This is a genomic window from Hyunsoonleella flava, from assembly GCF_004310325.1.
Lineage (GTDB): Bacteria > Bacteroidota > Bacteroidia > Flavobacteriales > Flavobacteriaceae > Jejuia > Jejuia flava.
Genome location: NZ_SIRT01000001.1, coordinates 71,034 through 91,924, shown reverse-complemented (window position 1 = coordinate 91,924; position 20,891 = coordinate 71,034). Strand labels below are relative to the sequence as shown.

Sequence of the window (20,891 nt, the reverse complement as noted above, 5' to 3'; positions counted from 1 at the left end):
CCCCAAAAAGAAACAAATTTCAAATTTAAAACCAAAGCTAGCTAATAGCTGCGTTAAGGATTGAGGCATTTGTTGAAGCTCCCCGACGCAGGAGGGAGCGACTGCCGAAAGCCTGACCCGCAGGGGAACGCCAAAATAAAAAATCCCGCCAAAAAGACGAGATTTTAAATTATATAATATGCTGAAACCTGTACAGCATGACTACTGGCTTTACACAAACAAAGGTCTGTCCTTCATCATACCGTTTACTCTTGCTTTTACAGCGCGTAGTACAGCTTCGTTGTCATAATTAGTGATAACCTCATCGATTAGCTCTACAATGGCTTTCATATCATCCTCCTTACAACCGCGTGTTGTAATGGCGGCTGTACCTAAACGAATTCCTGAGGTTACAAATGGAGATTTATCATCAAAAGGTACCATGTTTTTATTTGCGGTGATGTCTGCCTTTACCAAGGCTTGTTCCGCATCCTTACCTGAAACATTTTTGTTTCTCAAATCGATAAGCATCATGTGGTTATCTGTTCCTCCAGAAATAATATGGTAATCTTTTGCCACTAATGCAGCAGCCATAGCAGCAGCATTTTTCTTTACCTGTAATTGGTATTGTAAAAAGTCATCGGTTAACGCCTCACCAAAAGCAATGGCTTTTGCTGCGATAATATGCTCTAACGGGCCGCCTTGGTTTCCTGGAAAAACGGCAGAATCTAATAACGACGACATTTTTCTGAGCTTACCACTTTTTAAGGTAATTCCGAAAGGATTATCAAAGTCTTTCCCCATCATAATCATACCACCTCTTGGACCTCTCAGGGTTTTATGTGTAGTGGTAGTTACTACATGACAGTGTGGTAGCGGATCATTCAAAATACCCTTGGCAATTAGTCCTGCAGGATGCGAAATGTCGGCTAATAAAATAGCACCAACGCTATCAGCTATCTCTCTAAAACGCTTAAAATCTATATCTCTTGAATATGCAGACGCACCTGCTATGATAAGTTTTGGTTGCTCTTTGGTAGCTATCTCCTGAATTTTATCATAATTCAATACCCCTGTTTCTTTTTCAACACCGTAAAATACAGGATTGTACAAACGCCCAGAAAAGTTAACTGGCGAACCATGAGTTAAATGCCCTCCATGGGATAAATCGAAACCTAAAATAGTATCGCCTGGTTTTATGCAAGCATGATACACAGCTGTATTGGCCTGACTTCCAGAGTGTGGTTGCACATTTACATACTCCGCATTAAATAAAGTTTTTGCCCTATCTATTGCGATTTGCTCAACCTCATCCACAACTTCACAACCGCCGTAATAACGCTTTCCTGGATATCCTTCGGCATATTTGTTAGTTAATACAGAGCCTCCGGCTTCCATGACTTGTTCACTTACAAAGTTCTCGGATGCTATAAGTTCTATACCATGTAATTGGCGCTCTTTTTCGGCTTGAATCAATTCAAAAATTTGTTCGTCGCGTTGCATAAAATTAAATTGTCGTTAAATAATTGCGCAAAAATAACAAATAGAACACTTAAAAACATCAAAATACATATATTTACTAAGTAAGTTATACACCGATTTATTAACCCTATAGCAAAACCTATATTTTCTTGTTTTTTTTCTATTAAAATGAAAAAAATATGTAGGTTTGATAAGCAAATAAAAAAAGAAGAACATGCCATTGTCAGCAAATAATCCCAACCGAAGTTCTTGGTTGTACGTCAATAAAAATTCAGATTTTCCTATTCAGAACATACCATTTGGTGTATTCTTGACTAAGGATGATATTATCACCATAGGAACGCGCATTGGTGACACCGCGATTGATCTAGGTGCTTTACATCAATTGGGGTATTTTGATGGGATACCATTAACTGATGATATATTCCTTCAAGACACCTTAAACGACTTTATTGCTGATGGTCGTAAAACATGGCGCTTAGTACGAAATAGAATTGCGGAAATTTTTGATGCTGAGAACCCAGTGCTAAAAAATAATACGGTACATAAAGAGCGTATCCTATTTCGTTTAGATGAGATTGAGATGAAAATGCCAGTGTACGTTGGCGATTACACCGATTTTTATGCGAGTAAAGAACATGCCACCAACGTGGGAACTATGTTTAGAGGAGCCGATAATGCTTTAATGCCTAATTGGTTGCATTTGCCTGTGGGCTATCATGGCAGAAGTTCATCTATTATTCCCACACATATTCCTATTCATAGACCACAAGGGCAAACCATGCCAGAAGGCGCTAAAAAACCTGTTTTTGGCCCTAGTAATATGGTAGATTTTGAATTGGAAATGGCGTTTATTACCACAGATGCGAATGATTTAGGTGAGCCTATTCCCGTTGAAGAGGCCGAAGAATACATTTTTGGTTTAGTGGTATTTAACGATTGGTCTGCTCGCGATATTCAAAAATGGGAATATGTACCTTTAGGGCCGTTCCTTGGAAAAAACTTTGCATCGTCAATGTCGCCTTGGATTGTAACCTTAGATGCCTTAGAACCATTTAGAGTAGAAAGTCCTAAACAAAATCCTAAGCCGCTATCCTATCTTCAAACAAAAGGTAAGCACAGTTTTGATATAAAATTAGAAGCTGGTATTATTCCAAAAGGCGGTAAAGAAACCACAGTTTGCGAAACCAACTTTAAATACATGTACTGGAATATAGCGCAACAGCTGGCACATCATACGGTTAATGGCTGTCCTGTAAATTCTGGTGACATGATGGGAAGCGGTACTATTTCTGGACCTACCGAAGATTCTTATGGTTCCCTATTAGAGTTGACTTGGAAAGGCACCAAACCTATAACGCTTAAAGACGGTACCACCCGTAAGTTTATTAATGATTATGATACTGTTGTCATGCGCGGTTATTGTGAAAATGATGATGTTCGTATTGGTTTTGGGCAGGTTAAAACACAATTACTTCCAGTATTTAACCCTAAGAAAAAGAAATAAAATTTAGGGCGTTACCCCTTTGTTCGCCGAGGCTCTCGAAGCCGGGTCGGGCTTTCACTAGTCGCTCCTCCTGCGTAGGGAGCTCCAACATGCCGTTCAATCCCTAACGCGGGCTAATCTGCTGGTGCCATGTCGTAACCTTAGTCTTTTCTTACCTGTCGGGCTATTGACTCCTGACTCCTGACTGCGAACTGTTGACTTTTAACCGCTGGCTGTTGGCTGTTGGCTGTTGGTAAAATTGAAAAAATACGTTACACAATAAAACCACTTCACAAATAAGAATAGTCTATCAAGAAAAAAATGAACAAAGTATTCTTATGTAGAACATTCATTTAAAAGTAAATATTACCGTTTCTGTATTCAGTTTAAAAGAGCTTACACCTCAAACAACACAACCTTACCCACTTTACTTCGACTAGGCTCAGCACAGGCCTTTTTAGATGAGAAACTCTAGACCAACGATGTGTTTATGATTTAGAAGCGCATATTCAAAAGCCAAAAAATAATCAAAAAAGAAAGAAATAACCTTCAAATTAATATAAAATTAAGCATTTCAACCTGTTTTATTAGCATTTCATAGTATATATTACTATTTTGGCACAACTATTGGAAAGTACCTCAAATAACCAAAACATTTTAACCTATGAAAAAAATATTACTTTCAGTATTAGTATTGGTGTTCCTAATGTCTTGCAGCACGCGAAGACAAATGGAAAAAACCATTAGTTATGGCAACTACGATCGTGCTATAAACGATGCCATAGGCAAACTAAAAATCAACAAGGACAGAAGGGGAAAAGCAGATATTATAATGCTTTTGGAAGAAGCCTATTATAAAGCTACTGCGCGAGATTTAGAAAACATACGTTTTTTAAAGAAAGACAATAATCCAGAAAGCTACCTGCGTATTTTTGACGCCTATGCAAGTTTGGATAACCGTCAAGAAGCTATAAAACCTTTGTTGCCATTGTACGTAAAAGGCAATGAAGTACGGTTTGATTTTAACGATTACAGCAACGAGATTATTACCTACAGAAATAGTGCATCGTTGCAATTGTATAACAATGCACAAGCCTTATTAAACTCTAGTAATAAGTTTGATATTAGGGCTGCATACAATCAACTTCGCGAGATAGAAGATATTAACCCTAATTACAAAGACACACGTGAGTTAATGAACGTGGCGCACCAAAAAGGGACTGATTTTGTACTTGTGGACATGATTAACGATTCTGGAAAAATCATTCCTGCACGTTTGGAAAACGACTTACTTAACTTTAGTAGCTATGGTATTAACACCTTTTGGTTACAGTTTCATAGCGTTGCCGAGGAAAAGGTGAACTATGATTTTAATATGAAAGTTAACTTTAGAGACATCAATATTTCTCCAGAGCAAATCAAAGAGCGTCAAATTATTAAGGAAAAGCAAATTGCTGATGGTAAGCAAGATTTAATTGAAAATGGCAAAGTTGTAAAAGACAGTTTAGGCAATGCCATTAAGGTAGACCGTATGAAAACCGTTCGTTGTGAATATTACGAGTTTACACAATTTAAAGCCTCTCAAATCACAGGAAATATAGAGTACTATGATTTGCGCAATAACCAATTGGTTGACGCCTTTCCGATAAGTAGCGAATTTGTCTTTGAACATATTTACGCTACCTCAAGAGGTGATAGAAGAGCATTAGATACTAGTTTGATTCCATTTTTAGAGCTTCGCGCGGTGCCCTTCCCTACCGAAGAGCAAATGATTTTTGATACAGGAGAAGACTTAAAACTACAATTGAAACAAATTATCAACTCCTACTCCTCTAATATTGCAGGTATATAGAATAAAAAAACTCCCAAGCTAGCTTGGGAGTTTTTTTATAGATATAATTCAAATACTTTTCGATCAATCAATATTTTTACTAGCTGTTCATTATCTGGCATATTAAAGTGCAGAGCCTTCTTGATTGATTTGCTTTAATTTTTATCGTTTTCTTCCTTGAAGGTTTACTAACTGGGTAGTACTCATTGTTACGATCTAACGCATATACATCTTTCAAGCTTAAGATAAACACCTTCTTCCCTTTGTTTTTAAACCTTAGCTTTAATATTGTAGAGGCATTGAGTGGTGAATCGAATGGTACACCAGAATTCCGAGAATATGGTTCTATTATATCTAAAAATTCAACCTCTAAATATTTTAAATCTGGATTTTGACTGAAAGTATTTAAGAAGCATAATAAAGATAAGATTAGGCAAAAATTTTTCATTTGAAATATAATAATGGCTGGTCTTATTTTTTTTATTATCAGAATCACTCGTCAAAGATGAGCGCCAGTTTTGGGAGTTTTGGTTTGCATAATTATGGTTGCGCTTATCCTGTTTGTGTATGATTTCGTTGCGTGTTTAAGCACTAAAGTTAGCAAATAAATCACAGATAGTAAGTCCGCAAAAACTTTCGTAAGTAAGTCTTTAGTAGCAATGAATTATACACTTTGTTGCCAAACGTTATTCTTAATCTTGTCGCAACTTTTTAAGTTGTTCAATTGCTTGTTCGTTCTTTGGATTGAATTCCAAACTCTTTTTATAGTTTTTGATCGCTTCTTCTTTTTTCCCTGCTTGTAACTGAAAATCAGCTAAAAAACTGTAAGGATACCATTGGTCGGGGTATGCTTGCACTATTAATTTTAAAATATCAATAGCTTTACCTAATTGTCTCTGACCCATGTATTGTTGTGCGAAACGAAAAGTGTTTTTATCAGAAATGTTATTGTCCAATTTAGAAAGCAATTTACTCGCTTCTTTCAGTCCTTCTTTCTGATACATGTGAACTACTTTTTCGGTATTTAAAAATTCTTGAATCTCAGGGGTCATACCAAAAAATTCTTTTCTAATATTGGTTCTTACTTGTGCCCAACCATCCATAGCACTTCTATTAGACATAGTGATAATGATTAACGGTTCACCTATTACAAGGTCTAACTCTCCAGATACACCTGGCGCTCCTCCATTATGACCATATATCCTTTTCCCATTCAAATCTCTTAAACTCATACCATAACCATAACCATTACTAAAATGGTTAGTAGTCATTGCTATAAAAGAAGACGCATTAATCAACGTATTATTATTTAAGGAAACAGCAAACTTATGTAAATCATATACTGTAGAAGTGCCACCTCCAGCAGTGCTAGTTAAAGGTCCTGTTGAAGACATCTTTGCTGGTTGAAAAATATGTTTAGAAATATAGGTGTTAAAATTTGAATTTGAGAGCTTTTCAATAATTAAGCCTAACACAATAAAACCGGCATTACTATAGCGCATTTGCGCTCCAGGTTCAAACTCTAATGGATCATTCACAAAAAAAGGTAAATAGTCCTTCAGTGTTTTAATGGTTTCTTTTTTACGATCAAATTCTGGGCTAAAAAAATCACCTAGACCAGAGGTATGAGATAATAGCTGTTGAACGGTAATACGCTTTGCATCTTGGTTTGGGTAATCTTTTAAAACGTCTCCAATAGTTTGTTGTAAGTTAAGCTTTCCATTTTCAATCAATTGCATTACTGCTATAGACGTAAACATTTTACCCATTGAAGCAATTTCATATCTAGTTTCAATTTGGTTGGGTTCTTTTGATGTACTAAACCCATATGATGCTTTAAATAAGATGTTTTCTCCATCAGCAATTAAGATTGAGCCATTGTAATTTTTACCCAAATCTGTTTGGTTAATCTGTCTTTTAATCTCATTTACCTTTTTTAGGTATTTTGATTGAGCAATTGTTGTGGTTTTGCAGGAAATTAAAAATGCTAAACACATCATTGATATATATAATTTCTTCATTGGATATTTTTTTTAAGTGAATATATTTTATTAAAAATTAGTAAGTAAAGTGGAACAGCACAGATAATACATCCTATCGAAATTGCATTGGCATCTATTTTTGATTCTTGTTGTAAGTAAAAAAACAGAACGAATCCAGAAACGACTAAAAACCAATTTATTATAGAGGTTTCGTTAAATAAATTAGGACGCTGTTTTTTTTGTTCCAGATTCAATTGTTGAATAATTTGATAGTTAAAATTCTCATTTCCAGTCGTTTTAAGATGTTTCTTTAATACCTGTTTTATCGTATTGTCTTCCATTTTAATTATATTATGTATTGTAAATTTCTTTTAACTTGGTTCGCGCTCTGTGCAAAATAACTTTGATATTTGCTTTGCTAAAAGATGTTATTTCGCCGATCTCCTTTATGCTTTTTTCTTTTAAATAAAAAAGTGTGATCACCGTATATTCATTAGGTTTTAAGTGACTTAAAAGTTCGTCAATCTTATGATCTACTTTTTTTGTTTCATCTTTTACTTCAGCTGCTTCTATCTGTGTAAATTCAGGGATGTATTCTATCATTAGATTTCTACTTTTTAACACTTTAAGACATTCGTGATAAATTATCTTATACAGCCAAGTTGAAAATTTAGACTCATTCCTAAATTTTTTGATAGATCTTAAAACTATGATGAAAGCATTTTGTGTAATGTCTTCAGCATCTTCTTTGTTTTTCAGGTATTTAAAAGCAATAGAAAAAGCAACAGATTTATATTTTTCTATTAATTCATTTAAGGCGTCAGTGTTACCTTTTTTTGCCCTTTGAATTAATTCTTTAGACATTAGTTATTTTATTGGTTTTTTATCAAACCATAAAATACTAAAGCACCAATACCAAAGAAAAGTAAGAGCATTGTAGAATAGGCAACCCATGAATTCAGTGATGTGTAACCTTCTAGAAAATATCCTGAAAGAATTCCCAGAGATAAAGTAATAGCAATAATACCTTTGCTTAGGTGGTTGGTTTTCATTTGTTCTAAAGAGTCAATTTTTATTAAACTTTCGCCCTTTTTTATCAATTCCATTTTTTGGCGATATTGAGTCCATAGATAAAACATAACAACTATTCCAACTATTATAAATATTGGACCTATAGGATAGTCAAATGACGACATTGTTAAAGCAACCATAATTTAATTTTTATTATTTACTCTTTAGAGAGGGAAAAATTAAAAAGGTTACAATTTTTAGAAAATAAATGATTTATGATGTTAAGTAGAGGATTTGTCTTAATGTTTGGCAACGATTAGATATGGCTTCGTTTTAATGAACTATATCGATTGATAATCGAAGTTCGGGTTCTTAACCCAGAAAGTCAATATACTTGTACATAATTATAAACAATAAAGATACTATTATAAACACAATGCAATCATCTAGAATAGTCTCAAAAGACCCTGAATCAAATTCAGGATAAAAGATCATCTTAAAACGGCACCTCACAAACCACGTCCATAGTCTCCTGCGTTACAGGGTGTGTAAATGCAATACGTTCTGCATGCAAACACAAACGCGCACCTTTTACACCATACAAATCATCCCCAAGAATTGGCGTATTTAAACCATCCACATGTGCTGCATGCACACGGAGTTGGTGCGTTCTTCCTGTTATAGGATAAAAATTGATTCTGGTTTTACCGTTTTGTACAGATACAACTTCAAACTTAGTTTGTGCAGGTTTACCATGCTCGTAACATACCAATTGCTGCGGGCGATTATCTAAATCTACACGCAGTGGTAAATCTATAACACCTTTAGCAGATGTAATTTCTCCATCTAAAATAGCCACGTAGCGTTTTTTAATGGTTCGGTTTATAAATTGTTTTTGAAGATTTTTATGGGTCTTTTCGTTTTTAGCAACTAAAAGCAATCCAGAGGTAGACATGTCTAATCGATGTACCAATAACGGCCCTTTGGCTTTTGGCAAATAGCGTTTCATTCTGGTTAAAACCGACTCTTGAATGTGTTTCCCCGGCACAGATAAAAACTCATGGGGCTTATTAACGAGTAATAAATAATCGTCTTCATACACAATATCTAATGGCGCATTGTAGTCTGCTACTGCACCAATAGGGCTCTCTTCAACATCTAAACCCTGCATCATGTGTCCTAAAATAGGTTCGCACTTGCTGCGGCACGATGGGTAAAATTGTTTGTGTTTCCGAACTTCTGATTTTGGTGAAGCACCCCACCAAAACTCTGCCATAGCAATGGGCTTTAACGCATTTTCATAAGCATATTGAAACAACTTTGGCGCAGCACATTCGCCCGAGCCAGCTGGTGGAGGCACCATCGCATCCTTAAAAATATCCAGCAAATCCTTAGTATCGCCTTCAGCATTTAAAAATCGATATTGTTCATGCAAGCGTTTTTGTAAAGTAGCAGATAAATTGGTTCGTTTTTCTTTTAAAGCTTCAATCGGAGCTATAAACTTATCTAATTTACCTTTTGCCTTTTCAATTTTGGCACCCCAATCGGTTTTTAAATCTTTTAACCGAAAATGATAGTAAATACTTTGGTTTTTTAAATCTTCAATTAGATTCTCGTATGCTTCCGTAGGCATTTCTTTTAAGGCAGTTTCTCGCTGTAGCTTTCGTGCCTTTTTTGCTACTTTAAGTTTTGTTTTAAACGCTTTAAGTTCGGTATCATAATCTAATTCGCATTGCTTTAAAAAACGTTGCGCCTCACCAAAATCTGGTGCAGTTTCTAAAGCTTCAATTTCTGCATTTAACCTATTTAATTCAGCTTCACCTTTTTTATAAAATCCGTTTTCATCAAGTGTATCGTACACTGTAGGCACAAAACCGCTATGGTAATTACTTTCGGCCAACTTTCCAGAAAACGCAGCTAAATAGCCTAAGTTTCCATTTTTATCTCGTACTACCATAACCCCAAACATCTTCCCTATTTGTAAGCCTTTCACTGTAGCGTCTAATCCAAAATTATGCACAAAATCAGTTTGTGTTTCCAAATAGGCTTGCAAATCTTGGGCAGCCAAAACACTTAACGCATGGGGCTTATAATAAAACGGAAATGTGAATTGTTTGGGCAACAAAACATCATTGTCAAGATTAAGCTCGTGAAAAAATGTATCTGTAAAATTTAGCTTATGCATCTTTCAAAAAATCTCTGGAAAAAATCCGTTTTTTATCATCAACATTTTGGTTGTAAAGATACACCCAAGCATTGATAATATTTCCATTTTCCAAAAAAACTGTTGTTGTTTCCCTAAAGAATAAACTTGTTTTAGGGTTATTAGCGTCGCAACCTTCATAGTTATCCAAAACCTTAAAGGTATTTTCTATAGTTTTTAATTTAAAAATTGAACCATACACCTTTTCAGAAGGCGTTTTACTTAAAACAGCACCTGGAAACCACGATATTTTGTAGAGTTTGCCATGGATAAAGCCTTTTCCAAATATTTCAGAATTTGTAGAAAGAAACCTGGACATTTCATTATCTAAAATGTCTTGTAAAGTACCGTAAACAAATAAATACTCCATAGGTTTTAAATATAAAATAACTACATGAAATATGTAGGCAATAGAATATTTTTCTTTTTGTATTTTGTGTTATTGAAAAATATCTGCTTCATATTACTGTCTCTATTAACTTTTGCCGTTTTTGGGCAACAAAAAATATTACACTACACCACAAATAACGGATTACCACATGATGTTGCGTATGGCGTATTTCAAGATAGTCGTGGTTTTATTTGGATAGGAACGGATAATGGCCTTGTAAAGTTTGATGGTACAGATTTTAAAATCTACACCTCTAACGATGGTTTGTCTTCGAATTATATTATCGATATTGATGAGCTATCTAACAAAAATATAGCCATAGCCACTTGGAGAGGGGGATTGAATATATTAAACCCTTTCACAGAAGAAATTAGTTATTATCTCGAAAGCCCAAAGAAGCTTTCCAACATAGAAATATTTAGTGACACGATATACAACTATCACGATTATAGAAATAATATATTTTGGCAGGATAGTAATTCTACAATTCACCATAAAAGAAGAGTTTATAAACCAGTTGCTAACCATGAATTAGAAGAGTTTTCAGTAAATCATGTAAATCTTCATTCTATAGAATTTAAAGTAATTGAAGATTGTCTTTACATGTTTTCTTCCCGCAAATTCAGAGAACCTCTTAAAGGGATTTATGTACAGCAAAAAGACAAAAAAAAGTTAAAATTTCCTTTTCTAAGCGAAAAGGTTATTACCGCATTGACCAAGTATAACGAAACTGTATTTGTGGCTGGAAATGAAAACAAAATAATTCTATTTGACACAAATAAAATTATTGACAGCATAGCGTTAAATATTGGGAATACAAGAATTATAAAACTCAATGTTAAAGAGAATTGGGTTTATCTAATGAGTGCCGATAATAAAGGTTTCATGCAATTTTTCTCCTATAATTTAAAAACCAGAGTTTTAAGAAATTTAAGTAAAGTTTACAACATAAAATCAACCATTTCAGATTTTATATTTGATAATGAATCAAATCTTTGGATTTCAACTTTTGGTGATGGACTCTACTGTATTTTTCCTAAGAATGAAGGCATTAAAAACATACCTCTGGATAAGAATATTATTGATGTGGAGTTTATAGATGACCAAGTCATTTTATTATCTAATAGAAAGGTATTCACTTTAGTAAATAACAAAATCCAAGATGTTCATGCGTTAAATGGTTTTGGCAAGCACCTTATCAATATAGAGGATACCGTTATTGTAAGTTCTCTTGATTTTAACTCAACGCATTTTTTTAATGAAACCATAAGCGAAGCGTATGGATACCGCAGGTTTAAACTAGAAAAACACGGGCTGGTAGTTATTAGTAACAAAATTGAGTTTAGGGACGTGTCAATACATTGTCCCTACAACAAATTACAATTCAATATTTTTGACGCTTTTGAGTGTGGTGAAAGGCTTTATTTTACCACAAATGAAGGGCTTTATTTTTATAATGCAACAAAAAATATTCTTGAAAAACATTTTACAGGTATTGAACTTTTAGACAACAGCATTATTAATGCTGCAGTTAAAAAAGAAGATTCTATATTTCTGGGTACTAATATGGGGCTCTGGTCTTTTTTAGATAAGGAAAGTTTTATTGTAAATAACAAGTATGACCTTGTAAGCCCACAAATTAATTCCCTTTTTTTAGACCATGATAATAATATTTGGATTGGTACCCAAAACGGAGTTTCAATCTATAAAAATGGAGGTTTCAGGAATATAACTAGTGAAAGCGGATTACTATCCTCATACGTTAGCAAGATTAAAGAAGATTACAATAAAAATATATGGATTGCTGGAAACAAAGGTGTTGCAATACTTATGAACAACAAACTTCCTGAAAAAACAATACCTCCAATTTTAAATATTCAACAAAAGCATAAGCAATTTTCTTATAATACAATTTCGTTCAACAGAAATAAAATTATCAATCAGTACAAGCTTAACAACAAAAACTGGATTACTGTAGAAACCCCAAAAGGAATGTTAAACTTTAGCAACTATAAAAAGGGAAAATACACCTTAAAGTTTAGAGCAAAAACAGTTGATAGTAATTGGACATATTCAAAAAATTATACGTTTGCCATTTCCATACCTTGGTATAAAGAAACTTGGCTACTCCTACTTATTAGCTTTTTAATTGCTTTATCAATTATTATGCTCATACTTAAAAGGTTAAAACAATCAAAACTTAAAACTAGACATCTACAAATCGCCATAAAAAAGCGTGATGAACTGGAGAATGAATTGGCTTCTGTGCGGCAAAACATCGCTCAAGATTTCCATGACGATTTAGGAAACAAATTGGCTCGCATATCTATTTTATCAAACCTATTGGAAGATGATTCTACCAATTTGAACGCAGAGCATCAGGAACTGTTATCGCAAATTTCCTCAGATGCAGATTACCTGTACAAGGGTACAAAGGATTTTATATTTTCATTAAAAACGGAGAGCGATTATTTAGAAGAGGTTATTACCTATATTTCTGATTTTGGTGAAGATTACCTAAAACAATTCAACATTGTTTTTGAAGTTGAAAAAAATATCAGCAAAAATATAAAGCTCCCTTATTATTGGAGCAAACAACTTATATACATCTTTAAGGAGGCTATTACCAATGTAGCCAAACACGCAAAGTGCACAAAGGCTTGCATATCCTTTAACTATAATGATAACCTTTTAAGTATTAGCTGTAAAGATGATGGCGTAGGCTTTAATTTAGAGAAAATATCAGTAAGTAATGGTTTGAAGCATCTTCAATACAGAGCCGAAGTTATTGGGGGTCAACTAAAAATTAATTCTGTTAGTGGTACGACTATTACATTTATTGGAAAACCACATGATTAATGTAGTTATGAATTTAAAAAACAACTTTATCTTTAGATAATAATACAAGCTAATGTCACAAAATATTGTAATAATTGAAGATAATGCACCCTTAGCGAAAGGCTATAAAAAAATTATTGATAAAACCTATGATTTTAAGGTAGTTGCCTTGTATGATAATTGTGAAGATGCCATTGAAAATCTAAAGCATGATATGCCGAGGGTTGTTTTAATGGATATTGAGTTACCAAAAATGAATGGTGTAGAGGGCACAAAGAAAATAAAACAACTAAACCCAAAAACTGATGTTATTATAGTTACGGTTTACGAAAACTCTAAAACAGTTTTTGAGGCATTATGTGCTGGTGCTTCAGGCTACATTACCAAAAACACTTCACAGCAACAGCTGACTTCTGCACTTAATGAGGTAATTAGAGGTGGGGCACCAATGAGCATTAATATTGCAAAAATGGTTGTGCAATCCTTCAGGAAATCCACCAACTCCATTTTGTCCGAAAGGGAAACGGAAGTATTAACGCTTTTAGCATCAGGTAAAAGTTACAATAGTGTTGCCGAAACCCTATTTATTAGTATAAACACCATTCGTTTTCATATTAAAAACATTTATGAAAAGCTTCAAGTTTGCACCCGAGAAGAGGCCATAGAAAAGGCGAATAGAGAGCGCTTAATATAAAATCTACATGTTTTATGTAGTCCAAGCTAAGGGCTATACTGGTAGTTTTGACTCATAATTTTAAACCAAATTTATTATGAAACAAACTTACCTATTAACTCTATGTGTTTTCTTGTGCAGTTTTCTCAATGCACAAACAACAGCAATACCCGATGCAACATTTGAAAATTTTTTGATTTCTGAAGGTATTGACACTAATGGCGCAAATGGTAATATTTTAAATGCCGACGCCCAGAGCGTAACTACATTACTAATTTCAGAAGTACCTGTAAGCAACTGGAGTGGTATCGAAGCCTTTACTAATCTTACGGAGTTAAGAATCACTGCATCAGGACCAACGTCCATCAATCAAGCTACTGCAACTTCTATCAATTTAAGTGCCTTGACCAATCTGGAATATTTAATGTATCGTAGAAACGCACACTTAACCTCCTTAGATGTATCAGCAAATACGGCTTTAAAGACATTGATAGCTAGTCAAAATACAGCACAAACGCAATTAACACTTAATTCTGGATTAACAGATTTGAACATTTTTGGTATTGGTCCCGCTGGTGGTCTTACTATTAACTTTTCAAACAGTACAGCGTTGCAAAACCTTATTGCCTATGGCAGCAAATTAACAGCTCTTGATGTGTCCAACTGTCTCAATTTAATTGATGTAGAAATCTATTCCTCAACAATATTAAGCAGTTTAACATTGCCGACAAATTCTTCACTAGAGCGACTTAGAGCAGATGGTATGAGCGCCTTGTCTAGCATAGATTTATCAAAACAGGCCAACTTAAAAACCCTAAATTTGGGTGGAAATTCTGGACTGGCAACCGTAGATTTATCAAGTAATACAAACTTAGAAACCATCAACGTAAAAGATGCTCCAATAACGAGTATCGATTTTAGTAACACTAGTGCGTTAAGGTCTATAAATGCTGAAAACACTGTGTTTAGCACAGTAGATTTATCCGATTGTACTGCCTTGGAAGTAGTACTATTTAGAAACTCAGGGCTAACCAGTTTAGATTTAAGCAATCAATCCAATATTATAGATGTTAATTGCAATAATAGTAGCAACCTATCCAGTATCACTTTAACCCCGACCAGTACACTTACCGATTTTAGGTCTGAAAATACGATTATTGGCACTTTAGATTTATCAAATCAAACGGTATTAACAACACTATTTATTTCGCCAAATAATAGTTTGACAACCTTGAACCTGTCTGAATGTTCAGGCCTTACAAATTTAAACATTGGTAACGGAAATACAGGGAATGTGAGCAACATAAACGTCTCTAACTGCACCATGTTAGAAACTTTAGATTTTAGAAATAATAAAGTGAATGTACTCACCCTAGGAACTTCGTTACCAAGCCTAATGTACATTTACGGAATGAACAATCAACTTTCTTCGGTAAATTTAAGTGCGTTCCCTGCTTTACAGCATATCGACTTGAGCAACAATTTCCTTAACACATTTACTTTAGGCACTCATAATAGTTTATCAGAAGTAAATGCGTCAGGTAACGATATTTCAACGTTGGATATTACAGGTGTGCCTAATTTGCAAACACTTAATATGGCCACTAATAGCTTGTCTGCTTTAGACTTTTCTAGCTCTACTAATCTGCAGATTTTAAATCTAAACAATAATAATTTTAATACCATTAATGTATCTCCAGCCACAAGTTTATCTTCCTTTAGCATCAATGACAATCTAGGTTTAACGGCAATTACAGTTGGGGCAAACAGTCCAATAATTGCGCTAATGGCCAATAATTGTAATCTATCCACGCTCGATTTATTAAACCTTAATAATCTAAACACATTGGAAGTGAATAATAACAATCTGTCCGCTCTAGATTTCTCTAACATAAGTAGCATAATTGTAGTAGATATTTCAGATAATTTATTCACTACTTTTCCAAATATACCTAGTTCTACAAATTTGATTAGGTGTAGTAATAATGCAATCCCCACACTAGATTTTTCAAGCTTTATTAATTTGGCAGACCTCGTTTGTGGCAGTACAAGTTTAACAAGTCTAAATGTAAAAAACGGTACAAATCAAAGTAATAACTTAATTGTAAACACTGTTGGTAGTCCAAATTTAGGTTGCATTGAGGTAGATAATGAGGCCGATGCCAATGGTGGGAACGTGCCATATTTTATGTGGCAAAAAGATGCTGGTACAGCATATTCAGAAAACTGTGCATCACTCTCCATAGAAGATTTCACTTCAAATAATATCAAAATTCATCCAAACCCAATACAAACTGAATTGCTATTAGAATATAATAACCAAAACATCAAAAGCCTTAAACTATACAACCTACAGGGGCAATTTATAAAAGAACTCAATCCTGCATTAAAACATTTTGATGTTTCAGATTTAATTAATGGGATTTACTTGCTTCAAGTCAAAGCAGATAACTCAAGTTCAACTATAAAACTCGTAAAAAAATAAGTGTTGGATAACCTTAAAAAGTACAAATTAGAAATTTTTCTGTTTGCATTTTATTCACTCTTAACCCTAATACTTTATTTAACCCTAAATCATTTAAAATGAAAACAACATTTTTTAAACCCTTAGCCTTTATGTTATTACTTGTATTTTCGTGTAGTAATAACGACGATAGTAATACTCAAGAAGTTGTAGACGATAGTCCATTTCCTTCAGAAGGATTATTAGCCTACTATCTATTTAATAACAGTGCAGACGATAGTTCTAGTAACGAATATCATGCAGATGACAGTAATGTTATTTATGAAGAAGATAGAAATGGAGTCCAAAATAGCGCCGCTGCATTCAACGGTTTTAATGCTGTCATTGCATTTCCTAACGAAGTGCGTTTTAAGCCAATGCAATCCTCAACCTTATCGTTTTGGATACGAACCGGGATGCAATCACGTTACGATTTATTCGATCAGAGAGTAGGCTCATCTTCTAGCGATAATCACAACCATGGTATTATTATGAATGCATCAGAGTATGGCAATATGCAGTACGTGTATCCAAACTACAATCCAAACAATGGTACAGGAATAAATGAAACCATTCCAGTTCGCGATGCTTGGACACACTTTGTTTACGTAAAAGATACAGATACTAACACTATCAAAATTTATGTAAACAGTGTTGAAGTGTATAGTGGTGCTTTTACTGATCAGGATTTTGAAGTTAACGGTACGCTCTTACTCGGTGTAAATTATAATGAAAGTTATCGTTTTGAAGGTTATATAGACGATATTTTCATATATAACAGAGCATTAAATACTGCTGATATAAACAAGCTTTTCAAATATATTTACGAATAATTAGATTGGTTATATAGCAAGTCGGTTAATCATAAATTGGCTTTAAGTCCCCAAAAACAAGGTCTCTGGTAAAATCTAGAGGCCTTGTTTATTATTAAATAAACCTATTCAAATCCACCTGATTAATTTGTCCGTGAGAGGCATGGGCTACCAATTCGCCATTTTTAATAACCAGCAATTGTGGCGATTCATGTATCAATTGAAACTTATATCCAACCTCATCAGATAGTTGTCGGTAACTCAAAATATCCAAATAGTATAAATCCAATTCTTTCTCGCTAAAATTGTAATCGTCAATAAATTGACGTTGCACCATGCTACTAATGCCACAGCGCGTAGAATGTTTAAAAATAACCTGTGTTTTTATACCGGATTTCTTCTTAATGTAGTCTATTTGTTTGAGATCATTCAAGGGAATCCAAGGCAATATTTTTTCCTCCTTAACCACTTTCTCACCTCCAAAAATTTTTTTTAATAATCCCATAAATTGCTATTAATTTTAATTAAAACGACACATCTTACATTAAATTGTATAAAGATTATGGCGTTACCCATTCCCGATAGCTATCGGGAGGGTCGGGCTTTCGGGAGTCGCTCCCTCCTGCGTCGGGGAGCTTCAACAAATCCCTCAACCCCTAACGCGCCACTCTTATGTGCTTACTCAATACTTTAGGTCGGTTATTATTTTAAAGCTTACACCTGACTAAAAGTCACCTGTTTTATTGTTGTTCAAGACATTTTGTCTTAAAACTTGGTGCTTTTAGAAATGGTAAGATTATTGACCTTTAAAGAGCGTAAAGTTAACGAAAAAGAAAACAACACAATACAACTATGAATTTTAATAATTATACTATAAAATCTCAAGAAGCCATCCAACAGGCGCAACAAATTGCGCAAGGATATGGGCATCAACAAATAGAGAATGAGCATATTTTTAAGGGCATATTCGAGGTAGATGAAAATGTACTACCATTCATTTTAAAAAAATTGAATGTAAATGTTTCAATACTCAAACAAGCCCTAGATAAGCAACTGGAAAGTTTCTCAAAAGTTTCAGGAACGGACCTTATGCTATCCCGCGAAGCTGGAAAAACCTTAAATGAAGCCTCTATCATTGCAAAAAAGATGAAGGATGATTTCGTATCTATCGAGCATTTACTAATTGCAGTTTTTAAATCAAACAGTAAAATTGCACAGATGCTTAAAGATCAAGGTGTAACCGAAAAAGGGTTAAAAGCAGCCATTGAAGAATTGCGCAAAGGCGAAAATGTAACATCTCAAAGTCAAGAAGAAACTTATAATTCGCTCAGCAAATATGCAAAAAACTTAAATCAACTGGCAAAGGACGGAAAGCTAGACCCTGTAATTGGTAGGGACGAGGAAATACGAAGAATTCTTCAAATTCTATCCCGAAGAACAAAAAACAACCCTATTTTGGTTGGAGAACCCGGAACAGGTAAAACAGCGATTGCCGAAGGTTTGGCACATAGAATTATCGATGGGGATATTCCAGAAAATTTAAAGGAAAAACAAATATTCGCTTTAGATATGGGCGCACTTATTGCTGGTGCAAAATACAAAGGTGAGTTTGAAGAGCGCCTAAAAGCAGTGATTAAAGAAGTAACAACTAGCGATGGCGACATTGTACTTTTTATTGATGAAATACACACTTTAGTTGGAGCAGGTGGCGGACAAGGCGCTATGGATGCGGCAAATATATTGAAGCCTGCCTTAGCACGTGGCGAATTAAGAGCCATAGGTGCAACCACTTTAGATGAATATCAAAAGTATTTTGAAAAAGACAAAGCTTTAGAACGTCGTTTCCAAAAAGTAATGGTGGACGAGCCAGATACTGAAAGTGCCATTTCCATATTAAGAGGTATTAAGGAAAAGTATGAAACACACCACAAGGTGCGTATAAAAGACGATGCCATTATTGGTGCTGTAGAATTATCGCAACGTTATATTACAAACCGTTTTTTACCTGATAAGGCCATCGATTTAATGGACGAAGCTGCCTCTAAAATGCGTATGGAAATCAATTCTAAACCAGAAGAATTAGATGTTTTGGATAGAAAGATTATGCAGTTAGAAATTGAAATTGAGGCCATTAAACGTGAAAAAGATGAAACGAAGTTAAAATCTTTGAGAGCAGATTTAGCAAATTTGAAAGAACAGCGCAACGAGCTAAACGCCAAATGGAAGAGTGAAAAAGAGGTGGTGGACAATATCCAGAACACAAAACAGGATATTGAAAACTTCAAGCTTGAGGCTGAAAAGGCAGAACGAGAAGGTGATTACGGCAAAGTGGCAGAATTGCGTTATGGCAAGATCAAGCAAGCTCAAGAGCAATTGGAAGTATATCAAAAGCAACTCCAAGAGCAATCTGAAAATTCTTTGATAAAAGAAGAGGTAACCTATGATGATATTGCTGAAGTAGTTGCAAAGTGGACGGGAATTCCAGTAACTAAAATGCTACAAAGTGAGCGTGAGAAACTCTTGAAACTAGAAGATGAATTGCACAAACGTGTGGTAGGGCAAGAAGAAGCCATCGAGGCCGTAAGCGATGCTGTAAGACGTAGTCGCGCAGGGTTACAAAACCCACAAAAACCGATTGGAACGTTTCTTTTCCTTGGAACAACAGGCGTTGGTAAAACAGAGTTAGCAAAGGCTCTGGCAGAATACTTGTTTGATGATGAAAGTGCAATGACAAGAATTGACATGAGCGAGTATCAAGAACGTCATGCAGTAAGCAGATTGGTTGGTGCACCTCCAGGATATGTAGGTTATGATGAAGGCGGTCAGTTAACTGAAGCTGTGAGACGCAAACCATATTCTGTAGTGCTACTGGATGAAATTGAAAAGGCACACCCAGACACATTTAATATACTATTACAAGTATTGGATGAAGGGCATTTAACGGATAACAAAGGACGTGTAGCCGATTTTAAAAATACAATTATCATCATGACGTCAAATATGGGAAGCACTATCATACAAGAGCGTTTTGAAGCGACAAAAGATATTGAGTCTGCCATTGAAGCTGCCAAGGTTGATGTGCTGGCATTGCTAAAACAAAGTGTACGTCCTGAATTTTTAAACAGGATTGACGATACGGTAATGTTCACGCCATTAAGTAAGGAAAACATCGTCGATATTGTTGGCTTACAGTTAAAAAACGTCACTAAAATGTTAGGGCAACAAAACATCACTTTTGATGCTACAAAAGAAGCCGTAAGTTATCTAGCACAAAAAGGCTATAATCCTGAATATGGTGCGCGACCAGTAAAACGCGTGATACAAAAAGAGGTACTGAATGCTTTGAGTAAAGAGATTCTAGCAGGCAAAGTAACGACAGATAGTATTATTCTGTTGGATGCCTTTGACGACATGTTAGTTTTTAGAAATCAAAGCGACCTAGTAGAAGAAATATAAAGATAAGTTTAGTTTGGTTGGTTAGTTTGAAAAGCAACGGGAGTCAAAGTTTTTGACGAACGTTGCTTTTTTTTTAATAGTTCATTATAAATGTTGGATATAAACCCAAATAATAATTCCTTTCATCGAATAATACCCTAAAAAACATTCATACTATATAATATTGCTTAATTTTAAATGTTTATTAATCTGTTGATAAAAATATAAAACGGCACCTCTCCGTTTAGACTTAAATTTTTAATTT

Annotated in this window: 15 protein-coding genes; 7 read left to right on the top strand and 8 right to left on the bottom strand. The window is 34.6% G+C overall.

From position 1 onward, the window contains the following. Positions 1-210: 210 nt before the first annotated feature. Positions 211-1,482, bottom strand: a complete 1,272-nt coding sequence (gene glyA, locus EYD45_RS00405; RefSeq protein WP_130962372.1) for a serine hydroxymethyltransferase — start codon at positions 1,480-1,482, stop codon at positions 211-213. A 193-nt stretch (positions 1,483-1,675) separates the two neighbouring features. Between glyA and fahA the strand changes: the two genes are divergently transcribed. After that, positions 1,676-2,968, top strand: a complete 1,293-nt coding sequence (gene fahA, locus EYD45_RS00400; protein ID WP_130962371.1) for a fumarylacetoacetase — start codon at positions 1,676-1,678, stop codon at positions 2,966-2,968. Positions 2,969-3,611: 643 nt separating this feature from the next. Further along, positions 3,612-4,799 carry a hypothetical protein gene (locus EYD45_RS00395; protein ID WP_130962370.1) on the top strand — a complete coding sequence of 396 codons (1,188 nt, stop codon included), beginning with the start codon at positions 3,612-3,614 and terminating at the stop codon, positions 4,797-4,799. A gap of 671 nt (positions 4,800-5,470) precedes the next feature. Here EYD45_RS00395 and EYD45_RS00390 read toward each other — a convergent pair. The 6 genes from EYD45_RS00390 to EYD45_RS00365 all read right to left on the bottom strand — a co-directional run bounded on the left by EYD45_RS00390 (position 5,471) and on the right by EYD45_RS00365 (position 10,344). Then, positions 5,471-6,799, bottom strand: a complete 1,329-nt coding sequence (locus tag EYD45_RS00390) for a serine hydrolase domain-containing protein (protein WP_130962369.1) — start codon at positions 6,797-6,799, stop codon at positions 5,471-5,473. Further along, the gene (locus EYD45_RS00385; RefSeq protein WP_130962368.1) at positions 6,796-7,101 is read right to left on the bottom strand and encodes a hypothetical protein; all 306 of its coding nucleotides are present in this window, start codon (positions 7,099-7,101) and stop codon (positions 6,796-6,798) included. The genes EYD45_RS00390 and EYD45_RS00385 overlap by 4 nt, the downstream gene beginning before the upstream one ends. Before the next feature lie 10 nt (positions 7,102-7,111). After that, the gene (locus EYD45_RS00380) at positions 7,112-7,624 is read right to left on the bottom strand and encodes an RNA polymerase sigma factor (RefSeq protein WP_130962367.1); all 513 of its coding nucleotides are present in this window, start codon (positions 7,622-7,624) and stop codon (positions 7,112-7,114) included. 8 nt (positions 7,625-7,632) lie between these two features. Next, the gene (locus EYD45_RS00375; protein WP_130962366.1) at positions 7,633-7,971 is read right to left on the bottom strand and encodes a DUF6249 domain-containing protein; all 339 of its coding nucleotides are present in this window, start codon (positions 7,969-7,971) and stop codon (positions 7,633-7,635) included. A gap of 296 nt (positions 7,972-8,267) precedes the next feature. Then, positions 8,268-9,956: an RluA family pseudouridine synthase gene (locus tag EYD45_RS00370; RefSeq protein ID WP_130962365.1), complete on the bottom strand. Its 1,689-nt coding sequence runs from the start codon at positions 9,954-9,956 to the stop codon at positions 8,268-8,270. After that, positions 9,949-10,344 carry a gamma-glutamylcyclotransferase family protein gene (locus EYD45_RS00365; RefSeq protein ID WP_130962364.1) on the bottom strand — a complete coding sequence of 132 codons (396 nt, stop codon included), beginning with the start codon at positions 10,342-10,344 and terminating at the stop codon, positions 9,949-9,951. Before EYD45_RS00365 ends, EYD45_RS00370 begins: the two co-directional genes overlap by 8 nt. Before the next feature lie 24 nt (positions 10,345-10,368). Here EYD45_RS00365 and EYD45_RS00360 point away from each other — a divergent pair, with 24 nt between their 5' ends. The 4 genes from EYD45_RS00360 to EYD45_RS00345 all read left to right on the top strand — a co-directional run bounded on the left by EYD45_RS00360 (position 10,369) and on the right by EYD45_RS00345 (position 17,212). Beyond that, complete coding sequence (locus tag EYD45_RS00360; protein ID WP_130962363.1) at positions 10,369-13,224, top strand: sensor histidine kinase; 2,856 nt, start codon at positions 10,369-10,371, stop codon at positions 13,222-13,224. A 52-nt stretch (positions 13,225-13,276) separates the two neighbouring features. Further along, on the top strand, positions 13,277-13,897 hold the full coding sequence (locus EYD45_RS00355) for a response regulator transcription factor (RefSeq protein WP_130962362.1): 621 nt from the start codon (positions 13,277-13,279) through the stop codon (positions 13,895-13,897). A gap of 76 nt (positions 13,898-13,973) precedes the next feature. Beyond that, a complete protein-coding gene (locus tag EYD45_RS00350) occupies positions 13,974-16,361 on the top strand; it encodes a T9SS type A sorting domain-containing protein (RefSeq protein WP_130962361.1) in 2,388 nt (795 codons plus the stop codon). Between the two features lie 98 nt (positions 16,362-16,459). Next, on the top strand, positions 16,460-17,212 hold the full coding sequence (locus EYD45_RS00345) for a LamG domain-containing protein (protein WP_130962360.1): 753 nt from the start codon (positions 16,460-16,462) through the stop codon (positions 17,210-17,212). Between the two features lie 94 nt (positions 17,213-17,306). On the opposite strand, the gene ytxJ is transcribed toward EYD45_RS00345, so the two are convergent. After that, a complete protein-coding gene (ytxJ, locus tag EYD45_RS00340) occupies positions 17,307-17,696 on the bottom strand; it encodes a bacillithiol system redox-active protein YtxJ (protein WP_130962359.1) in 390 nt (129 codons plus the stop codon). Positions 17,697-18,043: 347 nt separating this feature from the next. Between ytxJ and clpB the strand changes: the two genes are divergently transcribed. Beyond that, on the top strand, positions 18,044-20,647 hold the full coding sequence (clpB, locus tag EYD45_RS00335; protein WP_130962358.1) for an ATP-dependent chaperone ClpB: 2,604 nt from the start codon (positions 18,044-18,046) through the stop codon (positions 20,645-20,647). Positions 20,648-20,891 lie beyond the last annotated feature (244 nt).

Excerpts from the sequence above, each read along its gene's own strand:
- glyA (WP_130962372.1), bottom strand. The coding sequence starts at position 1,482 with ATGCAACGCGACGAACAAATTTTTGAATTGATTCAAGCCGAAAAAGAG.
- fahA (WP_130962371.1), top strand. The coding sequence starts at position 1,676 with ATGCCATTGTCAGCAAATAATCCCAACCGAAGTTCTTGGTTGTACGTC.
- EYD45_RS00395 (WP_130962370.1), top strand. The coding sequence starts at position 3,612 with ATGAAAAAAATATTACTTTCAGTATTAGTATTGGTGTTCCTAATGTCT.
- EYD45_RS00390 (WP_130962369.1), bottom strand. The coding sequence starts at position 6,799 with ATGAAGAAATTATATATATCAATGATGTGTTTAGCATTTTTAATTTCC.
- EYD45_RS00385 (WP_130962368.1), bottom strand. The coding sequence starts at position 7,101 with ATGGAAGACAATACGATAAAACAGGTATTAAAGAAACATCTTAAAACG.
- EYD45_RS00380 (WP_130962367.1), bottom strand. The coding sequence starts at position 7,624 with ATGTCTAAAGAATTAATTCAAAGGGCAAAAAAAGGTAACACTGACGCC.
- EYD45_RS00375 (WP_130962366.1), bottom strand. The coding sequence starts at position 7,971 with ATGGTTGCTTTAACAATGTCGTCATTTGACTATCCTATAGGTCCAATA.
- EYD45_RS00370 (WP_130962365.1), bottom strand. The coding sequence starts at position 9,956 with ATGCATAAGCTAAATTTTACAGATACATTTTTTCACGAGCTTAATCTT.
- EYD45_RS00365 (WP_130962364.1), bottom strand. The coding sequence starts at position 10,344 with ATGGAGTATTTATTTGTTTACGGTACTTTACAAGACATTTTAGATAAT.
- EYD45_RS00360 (WP_130962363.1), top strand. The coding sequence starts at position 10,369 with ATGAAATATGTAGGCAATAGAATATTTTTCTTTTTGTATTTTGTGTTA.
- EYD45_RS00355 (WP_130962362.1), top strand. The coding sequence starts at position 13,277 with ATGTCACAAAATATTGTAATAATTGAAGATAATGCACCCTTAGCGAAA.
- EYD45_RS00350 (WP_130962361.1), top strand. The coding sequence starts at position 13,974 with ATGAAACAAACTTACCTATTAACTCTATGTGTTTTCTTGTGCAGTTTT.
- EYD45_RS00345 (WP_130962360.1), top strand. The coding sequence starts at position 16,460 with ATGAAAACAACATTTTTTAAACCCTTAGCCTTTATGTTATTACTTGTA.
- ytxJ (WP_130962359.1), bottom strand. The coding sequence starts at position 17,696 with ATGGGATTATTAAAAAAAATTTTTGGAGGTGAGAAAGTGGTTAAGGAG.
- clpB (WP_130962358.1), top strand. The coding sequence starts at position 18,044 with ATGAATTTTAATAATTATACTATAAAATCTCAAGAAGCCATCCAACAG.